This window comes from Paradesertivirga mongoliensis (assembly GCF_024436395.1).
GTDB classification, from domain to species: Bacteria; Bacteroidota; Bacteroidia; order Sphingobacteriales; family Sphingobacteriaceae; genus Paradesertivirga; species Paradesertivirga mongoliensis.
Window position 1 is genome coordinate 847,783 of the sequence record NZ_JAFMZO010000003.1, and the last position, 18,388, is coordinate 866,170.

8 protein-coding genes are annotated in these 18,388 nt (G+C 44.6%); all 8 read right to left on the reverse strand.

The features are described 5' to 3' along the window. Positions 1-193: 193 nt before the first annotated feature. The 8 genes from J3P43_RS14890 to J3P43_RS14925 all read right to left on the reverse strand — a co-directional run bounded on the left by J3P43_RS14890 (position 194) and on the right by J3P43_RS14925 (position 18,332). The gene (locus J3P43_RS14890; protein WP_255903801.1) at positions 194-1,663 is read right to left on the reverse strand and encodes a RagB/SusD family nutrient uptake outer membrane protein; all 1,470 of its coding nucleotides are present in this window, start codon (positions 1,661-1,663) and stop codon (positions 194-196) included. A gap of 8 nt (positions 1,664-1,671) precedes the next feature. Then, the gene (locus J3P43_RS14895; RefSeq protein ID WP_255903803.1) at positions 1,672-4,821 is read right to left on the reverse strand and encodes a SusC/RagA family TonB-linked outer membrane protein; all 3,150 of its coding nucleotides are present in this window, start codon (positions 4,819-4,821) and stop codon (positions 1,672-1,674) included. A gap of 323 nt (positions 4,822-5,144) precedes the next feature. Beyond that, positions 5,145-7,754 carry a glycoside hydrolase family 95 protein gene (locus tag J3P43_RS14900; RefSeq protein WP_255903805.1) on the reverse strand — a complete coding sequence of 870 codons (2,610 nt, stop codon included), beginning with the start codon at positions 7,752-7,754 and terminating at the stop codon, positions 5,145-5,147. Between the two features lie 3 nt (positions 7,755-7,757). Beyond that, positions 7,758-10,202: a glycoside hydrolase family 95 protein gene (locus J3P43_RS14905; protein WP_255903807.1), complete on the reverse strand. Its 2,445-nt coding sequence runs from the start codon at positions 10,200-10,202 to the stop codon at positions 7,758-7,760. 34 nt (positions 10,203-10,236) lie between these two features. After that, complete coding sequence (locus tag J3P43_RS14910) at positions 10,237-12,696, reverse strand: glycoside hydrolase family 2 TIM barrel-domain containing protein (protein WP_255904047.1); 2,460 nt, start codon at positions 12,694-12,696, stop codon at positions 10,237-10,239. A 205-nt stretch (positions 12,697-12,901) separates the two neighbouring features. Beyond that, positions 12,902-13,639: a hypothetical protein gene (locus tag J3P43_RS14915; protein WP_255903809.1), complete on the reverse strand. Its 738-nt coding sequence runs from the start codon at positions 13,637-13,639 to the stop codon at positions 12,902-12,904. 3 nt (positions 13,640-13,642) lie between these two features. Further along, positions 13,643-15,187, reverse strand: a complete 1,545-nt coding sequence (locus tag J3P43_RS14920) for a RagB/SusD family nutrient uptake outer membrane protein (RefSeq protein WP_255903811.1) — start codon at positions 15,185-15,187, stop codon at positions 13,643-13,645. A 4-nt stretch (positions 15,188-15,191) separates the two neighbouring features. Continuing rightward, positions 15,192-18,332: a SusC/RagA family TonB-linked outer membrane protein gene (locus J3P43_RS14925; RefSeq protein WP_255903813.1), complete on the reverse strand. Its 3,141-nt coding sequence runs from the start codon at positions 18,330-18,332 to the stop codon at positions 15,192-15,194. Positions 18,333-18,388 lie beyond the last annotated feature (56 nt).

An 18,388-nucleotide genomic window follows, 5' to 3' on the forward strand; every position in this document is an offset into this window, starting at 1 on the left:
TTAATCTATAATTAACTATTAGCCGCCTGTGAAGATCTGTCTCCTAAAAACTATTTAGTGCACTTTTATTCTTCCTGTTTTGGCTTCAACAACCCAGTCTACACTAATCTGAAAGATACCGCCGGTATATTGGTGCACGGATATAGTTGGTGTATGTCAGCGTATCGTATCACCAATTAGATTTACCGTAGCATCATCGCCAATCCGAATTCTGATCCCAGACACCTCTCATAATGTCCATCTGCCCCTGCGGTACAGGGAATAAATACGACTTAAACACCCGTTTCGCCCCCGCCGAATTATGAGGCAAAGTCGGTATCACTTGATGAGCTATCCCCCATCGTATCAGATCGTTATAACGCAACCCCTCAAAAGCGAGTTCCACCCGGCGTTCATTCCTGATGATATCCCGTGTTAACACCAGCTTGGCGGGCATATTCACGCCCGGTCTGGCCCTAACCTCGTTAAATGCGTTCAAAGCCCGGATATCTGTTCCCTGTCCATTCTCAAACATGGCCTCGGCATACATCAACAACAAATCAGCGTAACGCATTAAAACCATATGCTGATCGCTCAGTGTAGCACCCGAGGCATTATTTACAAGGGTATCTACACTCTTTTTAAATGCCATCTGTGTAAAAGGAATCTGCCCCTCGGCCGTACTTCCCTGTGCTCTGAAACCGTTGGGATTATAGGCCCAGGGTTGGCCGATTTCAAAAATCGTCATCTTGCGCCGCGGATCGCCGGGTTCGTATGCGTTTCGGAGCTCTACGGTTGGAAAAACAGACATCCGCCCGCCAACAATCTGATCGTGAGAATGATAATCCAATGGAGCATCAAACTGCACTGAAAACATTATTTCTTTGTTATTAGCCTGTTCGCCGAAGAATATACCAGCATAATTAGGGTGCAATCTGAAGGGATTGGCCGGATCGCCGATTAAGCTCCAGGCTGTTTCGGCCGCATCGTCGAACCGCTGATTGTTTAGCAGTACTCTGGTTTTCAAAACAATGGCCGAACCTTTAACCGCACGCCCGTTGGTATAAAGAATATTCGGCAAATACTGTATCGCCAAATTGAGATCGGCAAGAATTATCTGATTAACCACATCAGCTTTCGGAGACCGGGGAGTTTTCATATGCTCACCGTTAAGTGTCGCAGGGGCGGTAATTATTGGAAGATCGCCATACAGTTGCGTTAAGAAATTGTAGTAATACGCTCTTAGAAAAAGTGCTTCTCCTTTCATTCTGTTCCTGGTTGCTAAGGCCATATCCGGAACCCTGTCGACATTCGACAGAAAGTAATTACAGGCCGCTATCCCCTGGAATCCGATAGTCCAGCTCAAACTTACAATTCCGCCGGTAGCTGTATTGTGCTGACCTCTCATCACAGCATCGAAAGATTGATAATTAGATGTGGTAATAGCGTTATCAGACAAAGCTTCCCAATAGGTGAAATTTCCGCTTTGGCTCGGGCCATTTGAAATGATCGGTTCCTTAAGCTTAGCGTAGCAGGCTATGAGTGCTTTGTTAGCTTCGGCTTCGGTTTTCCAAAAGTTCTCCGGATTAGGCGCAGAAAGTGGATCCTTATCTAAAACATCAGTACACGACATCCAGACACTGCTTGATAACACAAAGCAGATTATTTTTATATATTTTTTCATGATTCCAATTAAAAAGTTGCTTTAAGACCAAAAGTGTAAATCTTTGCCTGAGGATAGATGGCTCCGCGGCCGGTTGCGGCAGCCCGTTCAGGATCAATTCCGTCGAAGAATTTGGTGAAGGTTACCAGGTTGTCACCTGATAAATATAATCTTAAACCCTGAAGTTTTGCCTGACTGACTAATTGCTTCGGCAAGCTGTAACCCAACTGAACATTTTTCAACCTCAAATAAGATGCATCGCGTAGCCACCAGGTAGAAACTTGTGTATTAGGCGCGTAATTCTCGTTAAAAATATGCGGGATAGTGTTAGAAGTTCCTTCGCCGTTCCAGGCGTTCAGCCAAAACGTTGGAGGCGGACTGGCTTGCCTGAATGGAGCAACTCCCCATTCTCTCAGATAAATTTTGCGACCCTGAACGCCCTGTAAAAAGAAGCTCAAATCGAAACTCTTATAATCTGCATTGAATGTAAATCCGTAATTAAATTTAGGAAATGCGCCATCCACTACTACCCTGTCGTCCGTGTTCACTTTGCCATCTCCGTTGACATCCTTGTACTTCATATCTCCGGGTTTGGGTTTAACCACTGGAGTTGGCCCATTGTCAATTTCTGCCTGATTTTGATATATCCCATCAAACAGGTACATATAATACGAGTTGTAGGGTAATCCTTCCTGCCTTATCAGACCGGCGCCATTATCGATCTCCCGGGCACCAAATTTTACCAACTTATTTTTGTAGGTTTCAAAATTTCCCTGCATCCTGTAATGAAGGCTTCCAACTCGGTTTTCATGGCCCAGTAAAAACTCGAATCCGGTATTCTTCATCTCTCCCTGATTTACCGTAGGTCCTGTGACTCCGATAAATCCGGGCACTTGAAGGTCGCGAAGAATATCAGTAGTGTACCGGGTGTACCAATCAAAAGATCCGAATATTTTAGACTTGAAAATGCCGAAATCTAGTCCGATATCAGTTACTGTTGATGTTTCCCAGCGTATTTCGCGGTTGTTTAGGTCAATCTGTGTAACCCCCTGTTGCAGCGTACCGTCGATATTATACAAAAACGGGTTTAGCACCTGCTGGTACGGATATGGCATTGATTCTCCGAGAATATCGCGGTTTACGTTCTGGTTTCCTGTTTGTCCCCAGGATACGCGGGCTTTCAGATTATCCAGCCAGTTAATATTTTCTGTAAACGATTCCTCGGATATCCTCCAGCCTGCCGAGGCCGAAGGAAAGAAACCCCATTTATTGCCTTTCGGAAACCTGGAAGAACCATCGTATCTAAAGTTGGTCTCAAATAAATACTTTTCCCTGAAGTTGTAGTTTAAACGCCCGAACAACGACTGGAGGGCCCATTCATAAGCAAAACCATCAGCAGTCTGCCCGCCCGGAGAAAATATTCCCAACTCAGTCAGGTCATTGGATGGAGCGTTTCTTTTAAAGGCTTGAACACGCTCGTATCTAAACGATTCCTGACTAACCCCTAATAAGGCTGATATATTATGAGCCTCGAGAAAAGACTTCTTATAGTTCAGATTTGCAAAATAAGTGAGCTGAATGTCATTCTCTCTTCTGGTAGTCAGGTTGTTTTCTCCTACCGTACCATTGAATGCAGGGCTTGCAGGATAATTACCATTGGCATCGGGGATGTATAAGTTCGTAGCAATACCCACTACATGAACGTTGGTATTCCTGTCATTAAATCGCACCCCGCCCCTCACTTCGCCGCTTAAGCCGGGTAAAATATCGATATTTAGGAAGGCTGAGCCTAATCCGTAGTAATTCCCTATATCCCTTCCGCCATTCTCTGCCAGTGCAACCGGATTCTTGTTTCCACCCGACTTTAAAAATGCTTTCGACGCATATCGCCCGCTTCCGTCGGGTAACTTTGGTTTAAAATTCGGACTCGCCGATAAGGCACTAAGTATTTGATCCTCGGTGGTATTTCCATCAAAGTTACCATTCAATGCAGTTTCGTGCCTGTCGCCGCTGGAGAAAGAAAGATTGGTGCCAAACGTAACTTTTGAACCCAGATTTGTTTTGAGGTTAAACTGGGCATCATATCGTTTGTAATCGGTAGCAATCAATACACCTTCTTGCTTAAGATACCCTAAACCGAAATTATAGGTGGTACCAGACTTTCCACCATTCACGCTCAAAAAATGTTGCTGCATGGGAGCCGTTCTGAAAACCGCATCCATCCAGTCGTAGCTGGGATATTGCTCGGAAGGCTGCCTGAAAAGATCAATTTCCGCCGCAGTGAACTTTTGATTTGTTGAGGTGCCGGTGTGATCTATGGCTTTGTTCAACAGCTCCATGAACTGCACCGAATTGGTTACACGATCGTACATGGAGGCAGCCTTCTGGCTGCTAAGATTAAGACTGTAATCGACATTAAGCCTGCCTTCCCGCCCGGTTTTCGTGGTAACCAGAATTACTCCGTTCGCAGCTCTTGATCCATAGATGGAGGCCGAAGCAGCATCTTTTAAAACAGAAATATTCTCGATGATATTGGGGTTGACATTATTTAAATCTCCTTCTACCCCATCAATCAAAACAAGTGGTGAGTTACCCGCCTTACTAAAGCTACCCAAACCACGAATCTGTATATTTGCCCGCTCATCGCCCGGCTGACCGGAGTTTTGTGTGATTTGCACCCCCGGCATCCTGCCTTGTAATAAAGCCGTGGTGTTAGGAGCATTCCGGGTGGTAAGCTCTTCACCTGAAACGGTAGCAACCGCTCCCGTTACGTTAACGCGTTTTTGAGTTCCATAACCTACAACCACAACTTCCTGCAGGGCCGTCCGCCCCTCTAATAGTGTGACATTGATTACTCTTCTGCTTCCTACCAGCTGTTCCTGGCTTGAAAATCCGAGGTAACTAAAAACAAGAGTGGATTGTTCGTTGGGAACCTCAATGGAATATCCGCCATCGATGTCTGTCACGGTGCCGCCCTGACCGCTTTTGATTTTAACGCTTACACCAGGAAGTGTTTCGCCATTTGAGCTCTTAACAATCCCGCTTACTCTGAATGATTGTGCGTTGGCGTTAAATGAAATAAATTGGAATGAGATTAACAGTAAGAAAGACGCCAGGCCCGGGGCCCACCTCTTTCTGTAAAGTGTAAAGTGATTTTGTTGATTAATTTTCTGATTCATATTTCAAGGTTTAAATTGCTGGATTTGCATAAACTGACAGGCCACAGGAAGTGTACTATCTTTCGAAGGATAGCAGGTTTGCTTCATAGAGAGGTTATTTAGATGGCTAAGCTAGAGCTATTGAAAAATGGATTATTCAATTCAATTGGCAAACAAGCATGAAGTTTTAACATACTTAAAATGAATATTTTAAGTACTATTTTGCTTGTATAATTTAGTGAAGGATTGCCGAAGCTTAATTTCTGGGTTTGCGAAAAGTATGCAATAACAAAAAAGGCATTATACGGATGTATAATGCCCTCTATCGAAAATGCTTACTAGATCTATAAAAGCTCAATCACATATTTAGAGCCCTTCTTCGTTTCGAAATCTATAACATAAGAATCTTTTACATCCAGATCAACTAACTTCGCCTGGGTGCTTTTGATATATTTAACATGTTCAGGTTTAGGCATCAAAGAGTTTAAGTTTTCACCCGCAGCCGGCTTTGACATTTCTCCAAGAACTTTCACTGGAACATTTGTACGCAGCCTGCAAACTCCTCCCGAACCCGAATAAATGATGGCCTGTGAAAGTTTGTTTCCTTTCCAGCTCATCTCTACGGTAAAGCCTCCCCGTGCTTTGATGCCTTTAATTATTCCCTCCGACCACTCGTTCGGCAAAGCGGGGAGCATCTCAATTTCACCCGCATGACTTTGCAAAAGCATTTCGGTTATGCCTGCCGTCGCTCCGAAATTTCCGTCTATCTGGAATGGTGGATGCGCATCGAACAAGTTCGGATACGTTCCGCCGCCACTCATTTGCACATTTGTTAATTGTGGAGCCGGAGTATTGGTCTTTACTGAGGTGGATTGAACGACTGGTTCTACAGTTTTAGCAGGATCAATCAGCGTTAAGCCGGCCTTTAATATTTTCAGTGCATGATCTCCGTCGAGCAAACGCGCCCACCAGTTGGTTTTCCAGGCCATCGACCAGCCGGTGCTCAAATCTCCCCGGTGAATTAAGGATTGTTTAGCCGCTGCGGCAAGTTCGGGGGTGATACGCGGAGTAATTTGCGTACCCGGATAAAGTCCGTATAAATGTGATAAATGTCTGTGGGTATCTTTGGGATCATCTAAATCGTTGAACCATTCCTGTACCTGCCCGTGTTTTCCAATGTGGTAGGGGTATAGTTTAGCTTTCGCTGATTCGAGCTTCAAACGAAACTCCGAATCTATTCCGAGCGCTCGCGACGATTCTATAGAGGCTGTGAAAAGCTCGCGAATGATTGCCATATCCATTGTTGTGGCTTTACTTACCTCAAATTCCTTCCCCTCAATTTTAAAAACGTTTTCGGGAGAAGTAGATGGATTAGTCACCAGGTACCCGCTTGGGTCCGGCTGCAGCCATTGAAGCATAAACTCAGCAGCACCTTTCATCAAGGGATAAGCCTGCCCTGCTAAAAATTCCTTGTCGTTTGTGAATAAATAATGATCATATAAATGGGTACTTAACCAGGCTCCACCCATCGGCCAGGCCGACCAGCGCGGGGCGCCACGAGGGTCCCAGTCGTAGCCTCCGGTTGGCGACGTTTTAGCCCAGATATCGGTATTATGATGTAATACCCATCCTTGCTGAATACCGTAGTTTACTTTTGCAGTGGTCTGGCCATTCTTCGCTAAACGGGCAATAAAGTCGAATAAAGGTTGATGCAGCTCTGAAAGGTTGGTGTTTTCAGCCAGCCAGTAATTCATCTGAGTATTGGCATTTACGGTATAATTACTTCCCCAGGGCGGTTGCACGTGGTCGTTCCAGATACCTTGTAAATTGGTCGCCTGAGAACCGGGCCTTGAACTCGCAATCATCAGGTAGCGGCCGAATTGATAGTAGAGAACCTGAAGTTCCTGATCATTACCAGTTTGCCCTTGTCGCGATAAGCGCACATTGGTAGGCAACTTCGACAATTCAGGATTATTACTCAAACTGAAGGAGACCCGCTCGAACAGACTTTTGTAGTCCGAAATATGAGCCGCCCTTATTGACGAATAAGATTTTGGATAGACTTGAGCCAAAGCAGATTTCGCTTCTAGAGACGGATCTTTACCCTCAAGTCCCGGCGATTTATCAAAGCCGTTGAAGCTGGTTCCGTCGGTCAGATAAATGGTCACCGCATTCGCTTTGCTTACCGCGATGTTGTTTCCGGATGCAGTGGTAATACCGCCGTCTGCTTTCACTCGCATATGCACTTCGAAAGTCATACCCTCTTTTTCATCGTATACAATCTGCTGAGGCTCCGTGGCTCGGTGGGCAACATGTTTGGGTGCCTTTCCTTTCAGGACGAGATAAATGTTCCCTGAAGCCGTTACTCTATATCGAAGTTTACTGGTTAGGCCAGTACTGAAGCTAATGGCGTTCTTTTTGTCACTGGTTATACGGATAAGCAGTGCTTTATCAGGATAGCTGACCAGCGTTTCACGCATGTAAGAAACTCCTCCAATTTTATACCTTACCGTATGAATGGCGTTATTCAGGTCCAGTTCCCTTCTGTAATCAGTAGCGGACGAATCCTTTAATTTAAAATCGAGAAACAGGTCGGCCATGGTGAGGTACCTCGCCGAATACGGCCCCTGCAAATTTTTCTTCCACAGGGCGGCGGCTTTGCCATAATCACCTTCAAATACTGCTTGCCGGACTTGTGGTAAGGACTCAGGCCCTTTCGGATTATTTCCGGGGTTCGGATACCCCGACCAGAGCGTATTATCGTTAAGCTGGATACGCTCTTTATTAATCCGGCCAAAAACCATCGCCCCAGTCTTCCCGTTCCCCAGAGCCAAAGCCTCCTCCCAAACCTTTGCAGGTTTATCGTACCATAATTTCAGTGCTGGGTTATCGGCTTGCTGAGCAAAGGCGCTTGTTGCGACAAACAGTAAGGACAGGATTTTATATCTACGCATACTTCAAAACTTTAAAATGTACTCTTTTCCGGCTTTAGTGTTTAAATCATATTCTGATGAAGCCTTTATTACTACCGGTTTTAGCTTGGCCAGTGCCGAAATAAGCGGCCTTTTAACATGAGGCTGCTCATAAAAGGGATTGGGATTATTTCCTCTGGCCGGAAAAAGTAAAGAAGAAACACTTTTTTTCATGTCGTCATTAATCCGAAGACGACAATTTCCTCCTAATCGGGATTTAATTTTCAGCTGAATGATTCGGGAATCTTTCCAGTCGATATCTATTTCGAATCCCCCCCTTGCCACTAAGCCGTTTATGGTTCCTGTTGACCAATTGTCGGGCAAAGCGGGCAGAATGTGTATGGCGCCATCGTGACTTTGCATGAGCATTTCTGCGATACCCGCCGTGCAACCGAAATTTCCGTCGATTTGAAATGGCGGGTGAGCATCAAACATATTAGGGTAAGTGCCGCCACCGCTTGTGCTCACTCCTTCCTGTTTACCACCTACTAATTTTAACTGGTCGGTGATGAGCTTATACGCATGATTACCATCTAAAAAGCGTGCCCATAAATTTACTTTCCAACCCATAGACCAGCCTGTGGCCGGGTCTCCACGATAAAGCAAAGAAGTTTTGGCTGCATCAAATAGTTCGGGAGTGCGGTATGGCGATATCTGGTTACTCGGATATAATCCGTAGAGATGTGAAATGTGTCTGTGTTTATCGTCCGGCCTGTCTAAGTCGTGCATCCATTCTTGCAACTGACTGTGTTTACCAATTTGCATCGGCGCCAGTTTAGCAATTGTAGCCCTGAGAGTATCCCGAAGAGCAGCGTCGCGGTTTAAAATCTCGCCGGCGTTTGCAGTTTTGCTGAACAAATCATGCAGCAGCTGATTGTCCATGGTCGCTCCAGCAGCGATAGAAACCCTCTTTCCCGCAACGTAGGTATTTTCAGGCGAATTAGAAGGTGCAACCACCAACCATTTATGTAGAGGCTCTTCCTGTAGTATATCCAGGTAAAAATCAGAAGCAGTTTTCAAAACCGGGTAGTATTCTTTGAGGAATTTTTTGTCGCCAGTAAACAAATAATGATCCCATAAATGCTGACTCAACCAGTTTCCTCCCATGGGCCATAAACCGGCGTAGGGCCGGTCGACCGGACCGGTAATACGCCACAAATCTGTATTATGATGAGTTACCCAGCCGTCGGCGCCGTACATTACTTTTGCAGTTTCACGACCCGTCACCGATAGATCTTTTAACATCTTGAACAAAGGTTCGTGCAGCTCCGAGAGATTCGTCACCTCCGCCGGCCAATAATTCATCTCCGTATTAATGTTAATGGTGTATTTGCTATCCCAGGGGGCAAGCATTTTATCGTTCCAGATTCCTTGCAAAGTGGGCGGCTGATTGCCCGGCTGGGAACTTGAGATGAGCAGGTATCTTCCGAACTGAAAGTATAAGGCGGCCAGGTGCCTGTCGTCCGATTTTGCAAATTCGGCAATACGCTGATCCGTTGGTTTGTTTATCGCATCTGTGATGCCAAGATTTAATCTAACGCGGTTGAAATATCGCTGATAAAATGCAATATGGTTAGCCAGAGCCTTCGGGTACCTCTTTTTACTCGCTTTGCTTAGGTAAGCGGCAGCCTTCTTATTAGCGTTACCGCTGATATCCTTATAGTTTTTAAAATTTGTGGCAATTGAGATGTAAACTGTGGCCGCATTGGCATTTGTAACCGACCAGATATTGTTCGCCAGCGATGTTTCACCTCCTTCAGCTACTACTCTAACCTGTGACTCAAACTTAATTTGCCCCTTTTCTCCCTCATGATCGGCGGTGATACCAGACAGTACCAGCTTTTTATCCTCAGTTCTCTGAGATGATTTTTGCGGCGAGTCCATGAAAGCGCTGAAAGAAATCCTACCCGGCTCGTCGGCTGTCAAACGGACCACGATTACCTGATCGGTAAACGACGAAAAAACTTCACGTTTGTATTTTACACCATCCACATCGTAAGTGATTGTGGCAACTGCTTTTTCGATATTTAAATCACGGTAGTAATTTTTTGCGTTTTGATGGCCCGGGAACCGGAGAAAAAGATTTCCCACCGGCTGATAAATCATTCCGCTGTTCTTCTTAGGGAACATCTTCACATCGGCGAGCGCTTGCGCCTCTTCAAACTTTCCTTCGAAAAGAAGCTTCCTTAATTCGGGGATTGCAGCGCCAGATTCGGAAGTGATGTTATTATTCGGACCACCAGACCATACCGTTTCTTCGTTTAATTGCAATTGCTCCCTGGCGGGATTTCCGAAAACCATGGCTCCAAGTCGGCCATTACCGATAGGCAGTGCTTCGTTCCAATTTTCAGCAGGCTTGTTGTACCACAACTTAAGGGCGGCATCGGGTTTGCTATCTTGCGGGTAAGCCAGATCTGCTACTGCTGACAATATTATAAAGATTATGATCCGTGTAACCATCCAGCTATAAGTTTATCATCACCGTCGGAATCCCTTCAGATTTCAGGGCCACACTACTCTTTCCACCATTTGATTTCATCCGGATAATGGCTCTTCCATTGTACATCTGCACATATTTTGAACCTGTAGAGGTGCCCTGGTTGTCGATTAACTGTCCATCGCCTGCCAAAGAAAAGCGAACCCAGTTAGCCGCGTCGAGACACTGCACATTTTTACTGTCGAACAGCTTCGCTTCCAGGGTAACAATCCCATTTTCTTCAGCAATTTTTGTTAAAGTCAACTTTGCTGGCTTGTCCCACTTTTCAGTTTGATAAACGAAGGAAATTTCGTCCTGAACGGTTGTCTTTCCTTTCCGTGCTACCACCCTAATGGTATTCTGTCCTGTAGCAAAAGGAGCCATCCAGCGCAAACCTGCCGAAGGAAAATCCTGACTGTTTCGCTTTTTCGTCCCCAGGCTTTTTCCGTTTAAGAAGAGCTCTGCTTCCTCGCAATTTGAATAGACTTTAATCATTTTCGCTTCATTCGCTTCGCCCCACCTCACCGGCCATGAGTGCCCGTAAATATGAACCATTGGTTTTTCTGTCCAGTATGATTGGAAGATATAGAACGCTTCCTTTTTTGTGAAATCACGTTCGATTACTCCCTTTTGATTCATGTAAGGAACCGGGTTATCCGGGCGCACCGGCGTAGAAAAATCTTTAAAAGGCCATTGAGCTGCCCCCGTTAGCCAGGGCATGGTTTCCTGTTCCTTCAGATGCCAATCGATGAGATTCGCCATATAAGATTCGCTCCAGTCGCCATCTTTAGAAACGCGTGCGCTTCCACCAAACAAAGAAGCGTCACCGGCACGTTCGTCTGCTGCTCCGGCACGTTGCACCTTCGACAAGGCATTATCAGGAGTTTCAGAGTGACGGCGAGCGTGACTGTCTCCTCCCCATTCTACATGCAAGAAGCGTTTTACTTTGTTAAATTCTTCGAGCGATACCTGCTTATATTCTGTATAGATACCACGATACCAGCCTGCCCAAATGGAAGGCGAATACACGTCGACGATATCTTTACAAAAATCGCAACGGCGGATAGCTGTTTTTCGTGAAGGGTCGAGCTTGTGCGATAAATTGTGCAGCTCCGTCATGTAGGCCCTTATTGCTTCCTTGTCAAACGTAGAAAAGTCTCCAGGCCAGTCATTTTCATTTCCTAAGCCCCAAATAATAACCGAAGGGTGGTTATAATGCTGCTCTATCATATTGGTTAGCATCCTTCTTCCCTGTTCTTTGTAAACTTCTCCACCTAATCCGCCGCGGCACCAGGGGATCTCTTCCCAAACCGCAATACCCAGGCTATCGCAAAGATTGAGAACTATACGCGACTGCTGATAATGGCCGAGCCTGATAAAATTTACACCCATCTCTTTCATCATCTTCATCTCCGTGCGAATCTGCTCTTCGGTCATAGCTGCAGCAACCCCTGCATGGTCTTCGTGCCTGTGTGTTCCACGTAATAAGAGGCGCTTACCGTTCAGCAGAAAGGGGCCCTTTTCAACAAACTCAAAATGACGAAACCCAACTTTTTCTGTTTGCATGGCCGTGCCCTGTGGGGTTTTAACACTTAGTTCCAGAGTATAAAGAAGCGGCTGATTGGTGGACCAAAGCTGAGGATTCTTTAACTGAAAATCGGCAAGAAGCACATCGCCGTTGAGGGCGTTTAAATTTCTGGATGACCGATGCACAACTTTACCTTTGGGGTCGGTGAGCTTTATTTCGGCTGTGGCCGATGAAAGAGAAGTTGGATTATAAAAACGCGCTCTGACAGCTATTTTTCCATTTCGGCCGGCTTTATCTACTTCAGGGACTGCAAAAATCTTGTCGATTGAAAGCCCTGGTGCGTAAATCAGATTGACATAACGATATAAGCCACCATAAAGGTTAAAATCTGATAGATCCGAAGGCATCATTTCGAGATCCCGCGAATTGTCGGTACGAATAGAAACCGGCACTTTCCCTTTAAACTGTGTTTTAAATTCCTCGGTTTGTTTGAAGGCTTCTACTGCATCGGTGATATCTACCGTCCACTCATCGTAGCCGCCAACATGTGATCCCACTTTGGTAGTATATACGTATACATCTGTTTTCTGGCCGGCTCCTTCAAAATGGAGAAGGGTCCTCCCGTTTTGGTTGTTATTATCGATTTCTAATTGTGTTCGATACCAGGATGGGCCCTGATAATAATTTACATCCGGATCGACGGCATCTTCAGCATTAACGCAATGAGGTAACGTAACCTTTTGCCATAGAGGCACATCTTCGGGATTTCCTTTTTTCACTGGCCGAACGGCCTCCCAAATACCGCCTAAATCCTGCTTTACAAACTCCCAGTTGTTAACTAAGCGCTTTTTTTGTTGTGCATATACAGTCTGGCTGCAAAGTAAAACTGCAAATAATATATTCAGGCTAAATCGTTTCAAGTTCACGGTATTATAATTGTTAAAGAAGCGCGGCGTAGCTTCCGAATTATTTGTCTTTCTCGCTCAGGGTGCAGGTTCTTTATTTTACATAGTTTGCAAACAGATTATGCAATAGCGGAGCAAGTACACAATCCGAATATAACATGGTATATAAAAAGGTTCAATACGACCGCAGCCACATTGAACCTTTTCTGTCTGCGCAGTTCTACTGTGGAAGCGTTGTGGTAACGTATCTGTCTACCACGTGTATGGTGCCGTTGGTAGCCAATAGACTGCTGGTCCTAACATTCAAGTGGTCGTTAATACGGATAGGATAATCCTGAGTGTTAGAGGGTGAATTATTTAATATTTGCAGTACCATTTCTGATGTTGGATTCGACACGAAAGGATACAGTGTAGCAGCAGTATTTCTTGTTATTCCGGAAGGTAAAGCTGTAAAGGCGCCTGCCGGGGCCAGCGTTTTACCAGTTATCTTTTCTACTGCAGGTAGGGTGTAATGATTATGCACGCCCTCAACAATAAGATATTTGAGGTAGTTTCTCACGAACTCCTTCGGGTAAGCAGTCCAGGCTGTTGCGGCTGCATTTCCAGAAAAATTAACCCGAAAAAAAGCATCATTATTGTTGCCGCGTAAAATGGCATCATTATGAAGGAAGATATAGGTTCTTCCCGGTTTTTTATATTCCTCGATATCGATTTCAGAATACACAATGGCCTCCATCATTCTCGTGAATATTTTATCACTTGCAGGTGCCGCAGCATCTGTTTTTGAACGCGACTCTAAATATTCCCAAGCGCTTTTATAGAGGTTAGGATCAAGAGTATGGGGTGTCCGGTTATAGTCCTCCTGTAGGTCTAACCCAACCAATGAACATCCGGAAAATAATATCCCCATACATAGAGGTACAAAATACATTCGTGTTACTATACTTAAAAGTTTCATAATCTATTTGTATGAGTCGTTTTGTTCTAATTTTATATTTTCTTCAAGTAATGTTTTATACAGCGGCCATAAAAACCTGCCTTTGTCGGTGCCAAAACCTTCGGTTCCGGCTGTTCCTGTAAGCCTCCGTATGCGGTCGTTAATAATAGGGTCCATAACTTCGTTTACCCGATTGGTACGAACAAGGTCAAACCATCTTTTGCCTTCTGCGAAAGTTTCCCATTGCCTTTCCTGCAAAATCACGGTTTCAAGCTTTCTTTCATCTAATACTCCGTTTGTGGAGACCGAAGGATCTGTAGCTGCAATTGCCGGCAATCCTGCACGTTGGTGAATATAGTTCAGATATTTTAAAGCGTCTGCTCTTTGTCCTGTCTTATTCAATGCTTCAGCATATAATAGAAACATATCGCCTAATCTGTACATTACCAGGTAAGTTGCACTTAGATCTGCTGTGGTAGTGATCGAAGTCATAGCAGCGTTAGTGACATAATACTTTTGTACCCTGTCATAGTTACCTAAGCCTTGTTCAATATCATACGTCTGTTTGACCCGGATGTCCGCTGTATTCTTTTGCCAGTCGGCGTGAATAACCGAATCGACACGAACCGGGCTATTGCTCCGGCCTATCGATACCGGCAAACAGGCACAGCCATTAGCAGCAGGGTCCCAATGAATACTCCATATTGCCTCTCTGGTACTGGTGGGCGCCAGAAATAGTTGCTTCCAAGTGGCGGTCGGTTCGAGATTGGCGTTTGTACTACCATAAACAACCCCTGTAGCCCCTTTTGCAGCAAATAGCTTTTGGAAAGCTCCGATAGCGTTGGTATAATCGGCTGCATTATTGGTAGTACCCGCTCTCCACATATAAACGTCGGCTAACATGGCCGCTATTGCTCCTTCACTAATTCTCCATACAGTGTTGTTTTGGTTTTTAGTTATTAATTCATAGGCTTTATTCAAATCTGCCAGAATAACCTCTTCAATAATTTTAGCTTTCGGTTCGCGGGGAAGAGTTGGATCTAAAGCTACATTCTCATACGGCTCCAGACGGATAGGAGCATCGCCCCACAACCTTACAATATAGAAATAACACATCGCCCTCATGGCATAAGCCTCAGCCAGAGCATTGTTTGCAACCGCCACAGTAGTATTGGGATCTGTTTCTCTCACCCTTGGAATATATTTAATTGCCTGATTACAGCGAGCAATTGTGCGGTATAAGCCGTCCCAATTGCTTAGTGCATTTCCTGATGTTAACTCATTTAAGCGCAATTCATCTTCACGAGATCCTCCATATCCATTCTTATCAAAATTATCCGACCTAACTTCTCCCCAGTAAAAATATTTACCGTTAAAATTATTTCCAGGGCCGGTCATTTCTGTCTGAAAGGAAAGATAAATTCCTGCCAAACCTGCGGTAATATCCCTGCCTGTCTTATAAAAATTGGAAATATCTACAGCCTCCAATGGCCGTTCATCCAAGAATTTCTTGCAGCTGCCTAATAGTATAACTATGCATAAAGCAGATATATAAATTACTTTCTTCATCGTCTTAAAAATTTACGTTTAGTCCTAAGCCAAATTCTCTTCTTTTAGGATATCTTCCATTATCAATACCCCTAACTAATGGATTATTTGAACTAAATTCGGGATCATAACCCGAGTAATTTGTCCACATGGCCAGGTTCGTTCCAAACACGTAAAGCTGAGCGTTCTTCAACTTGACTTTTTGGGCTATTGAAGGCTTAAGCTGATATGCAAATCGCAGGCTCTGCAAGCGAATAAACGATCCGTCTTCCAGGTACATGCTGTTATAACCACTTGATATACTTCCTCTGGTATTAGTACGGGTAATCAGAGGAAACTTAGTAATATCCCCTTGCCTCTTCCATGAGGTTGTTGCCGCATCCCACATCGGTGGCGTATAGGTTGATGTATTAGCATTCTGTGAGTTAGCTACCTGATTATAAACCTTGTTCCCGAATTGTCCGTTAAACATTATGTTGAGAGAAAAGGATTTATATCGGAAGTCGTTAGAAATCCCGAAATAAAAATCAGGAAGCATATTACCTGCAATAACCAGGTCATTGTCGTCGATCACGTGATCATTATTGGTGTCGAGCCACTCAGTATCTCCGCCTTGTAATACGATTCCGTTCCTTGACTTTTTATAGATTGTGCCCGAGTACGGTTGTCCGTCAATAGAATATCCGGTAGCTGTAGAGGTATTTGTGGCCTCGTCTACAGTGATCCCTTCGGGCGTAAGCCTTCTGCCCTGAGCGTCGTAGGCGTTAGAAACATCATATTGGTACACTCCTAAGTTCTGCCATAGAAGGATATTGCCGATCTGACCACCTTCTTCGATTAAGAAAACATTGTTAACCAGTTTGGACGTACCGCCCGCAAGTTCCTTGATCTTACCTTTCTGAAAAGAAATATTTGCCCTTGCGTTCCAGCTGAAGTCTCTTTTTGCAACAGGGTTTCCTGACAGTTCAAACTCAAGTCCGGAGTTAGCTATCGTTCCGAAGTTTACAGTGGTAGTGCGGGCACCTGTTTCCTTCGGAATTTCTTGCTCGTAGAGTAAATCTTCAGTCGTTTTTGTATAATAACTGGTCACAAAGTTCATACGACTTTTGAAAAAGCTCAGTTCTAAACCATAATCAGCTGTAGTAGTAGATTCCCATTGGATATTTGAGTTTCCCAGGGTAGTATTTGGGAAAGCCGCTCCAAGGCCTGCATATGACCCTCCAAACTGCATGGTAGTATAAGAAGCATAGTTTGCAATCTGGTCATTTCCTACTGTACCGATACTGTATCTCAATTTGGCGTCTGATAGAAACTTTTTCGACCAGGCCATAAAATTCTCGTCAGAAAACCTCCATGCTGCAGATCCCGAAAGAAATGTTCCCCATTTGTTACTTCCACCAAACCGCGAAGAACCGTCACGCCTGAAAGACCCCTGAAGAATATACCTCGACAGATAGCTATAATTTAAACGTCCGAAAATGTTAGCAGTAGAATAGGCCCCCGAGCCGGTACGGGTATTGTCGTTAGACAAATCTATTACACCGGCGTTTGAAGTCCTGATTTCTTCAGTAAGATAACCGTTCATTCTAATCGTGTAATCGTCATCTCTTCTTCGCTCTGCAGAAACGCCCAGCAAACCAGTTACCGAATGATCTTCGGCAAATGTCTGTGCATAATTTAAGAGACCCTGCGCTTCCCATCGAATCCGTTTTTCGAAAGTATTCCGCCCTACAGCATTTCCACCTCCTCCAGAGGTTAATTGAGCGGTTTCAAATTGGTTGTTAGCATTGTTGTCTAACTGCGCATTACCTACAGTTGTAAACCGGAACCTATCATTTAATGTGTAAGTAAGGTTGGTATTAAACTTCGTGGTATAGTTATTATCAATATTTTCGGCCAACAACGCAAAAGCTACCGGATTTCTTTTTGACTCGACGTAACTGGCCAACGACCCGTCCGGGCGATAAATTGAAGTCCATGGATTTCTCTCAAAAACCTGCCTTGCACTTGTACCTATCGGTACGTTATTACCAGTTTGATATGCGAAAGCCAAACTGTTGGATATTTTCAACTTCCGGGAAATGTCAAAATCGGCATTGATGGTTGACTGCACACGCTTCATCCAGCTGTTTACTATTGTAGCTTTATCATCGGTATAAGTAAAACCGGCATAATAGGTAGCGCCTTTCGTGCCCCCGCTTAGATTCAGCGACATAACTTGCTTGCGGCCTGTTCTATACAACAGATCCTGGTAATCATTATCAGAATTCAGATAGGGATTCACGGTATCTGAGGCTGGATTGTTGCCCCTGGCCACCTGCCTGAAATAACGAAGCTCGTCAGCAGATGTTAAACGTAACTTATGAGCCAGCTTGCCCATGGTATTTGTATAATTCGCCGAAATTAAAGGTCTTCCTTCTTTTCCTCTTTTTGTGGTAATCAATATAACTCCGTTCGCGCCCCGTGCGCCATATATTGCAGCGGAAGAGGCATCTTTTAAAACCTCGATTGATGCAATGTCTTGAGGATTGACAAAATTGGCATTATCACTTAGGGCCCCATCTATAACATATAAGGGCGCTGTGGATCCGCCAATAGTAGATGCGTTTCTGATCTGAATCGTTCCCTGGCCCGCCGGGTCTCCGCTATCATTTGTTACCAGGACACCTGCGGCCTGCCCCTGCAGTGCATCAAATAAGGTTACTGGCTGCCTTTCTTCAATTTGCGCGGCAGTAACACTCGAGATGGAGCCTGTTAAATCTCTTCTCTTCACTGCCTGACCATAACCTGTAATTACTACTTCGTCGAGCCCCGTGGTATTATCCTGTAAAGCGACATTTATAATCGTTCTACTTCCTACAACCTCTTCTTTCGTTATTGATCCTATGTAGCTAAAAACTAACACCGACGCCTGGCTGGGTACTACAATTGAAAATTTACCATCATTAGAGCTGGTAACCCCCGTCGCCTCACCTTTTACTTTAATACTCACCCCCGGAAGAGTCTCGCCTTTCGGGTCGGTAACGGTACCCGTTACTCTAATATTCGATTGGGCAAACACATTCGCCTGCAATAAAACAAGCAAGATTACAAGGAATTTTTTCCAGAGCTGGCTGAAAAAAATCCATTCTGGCCTAAGCCTGGTTGAAAGGAAACCTCTATTCATACTACTGAGTTTATTTATCGGTTTAAAGCCCTTTTTTTAAGCGATCCCGCGAAAAA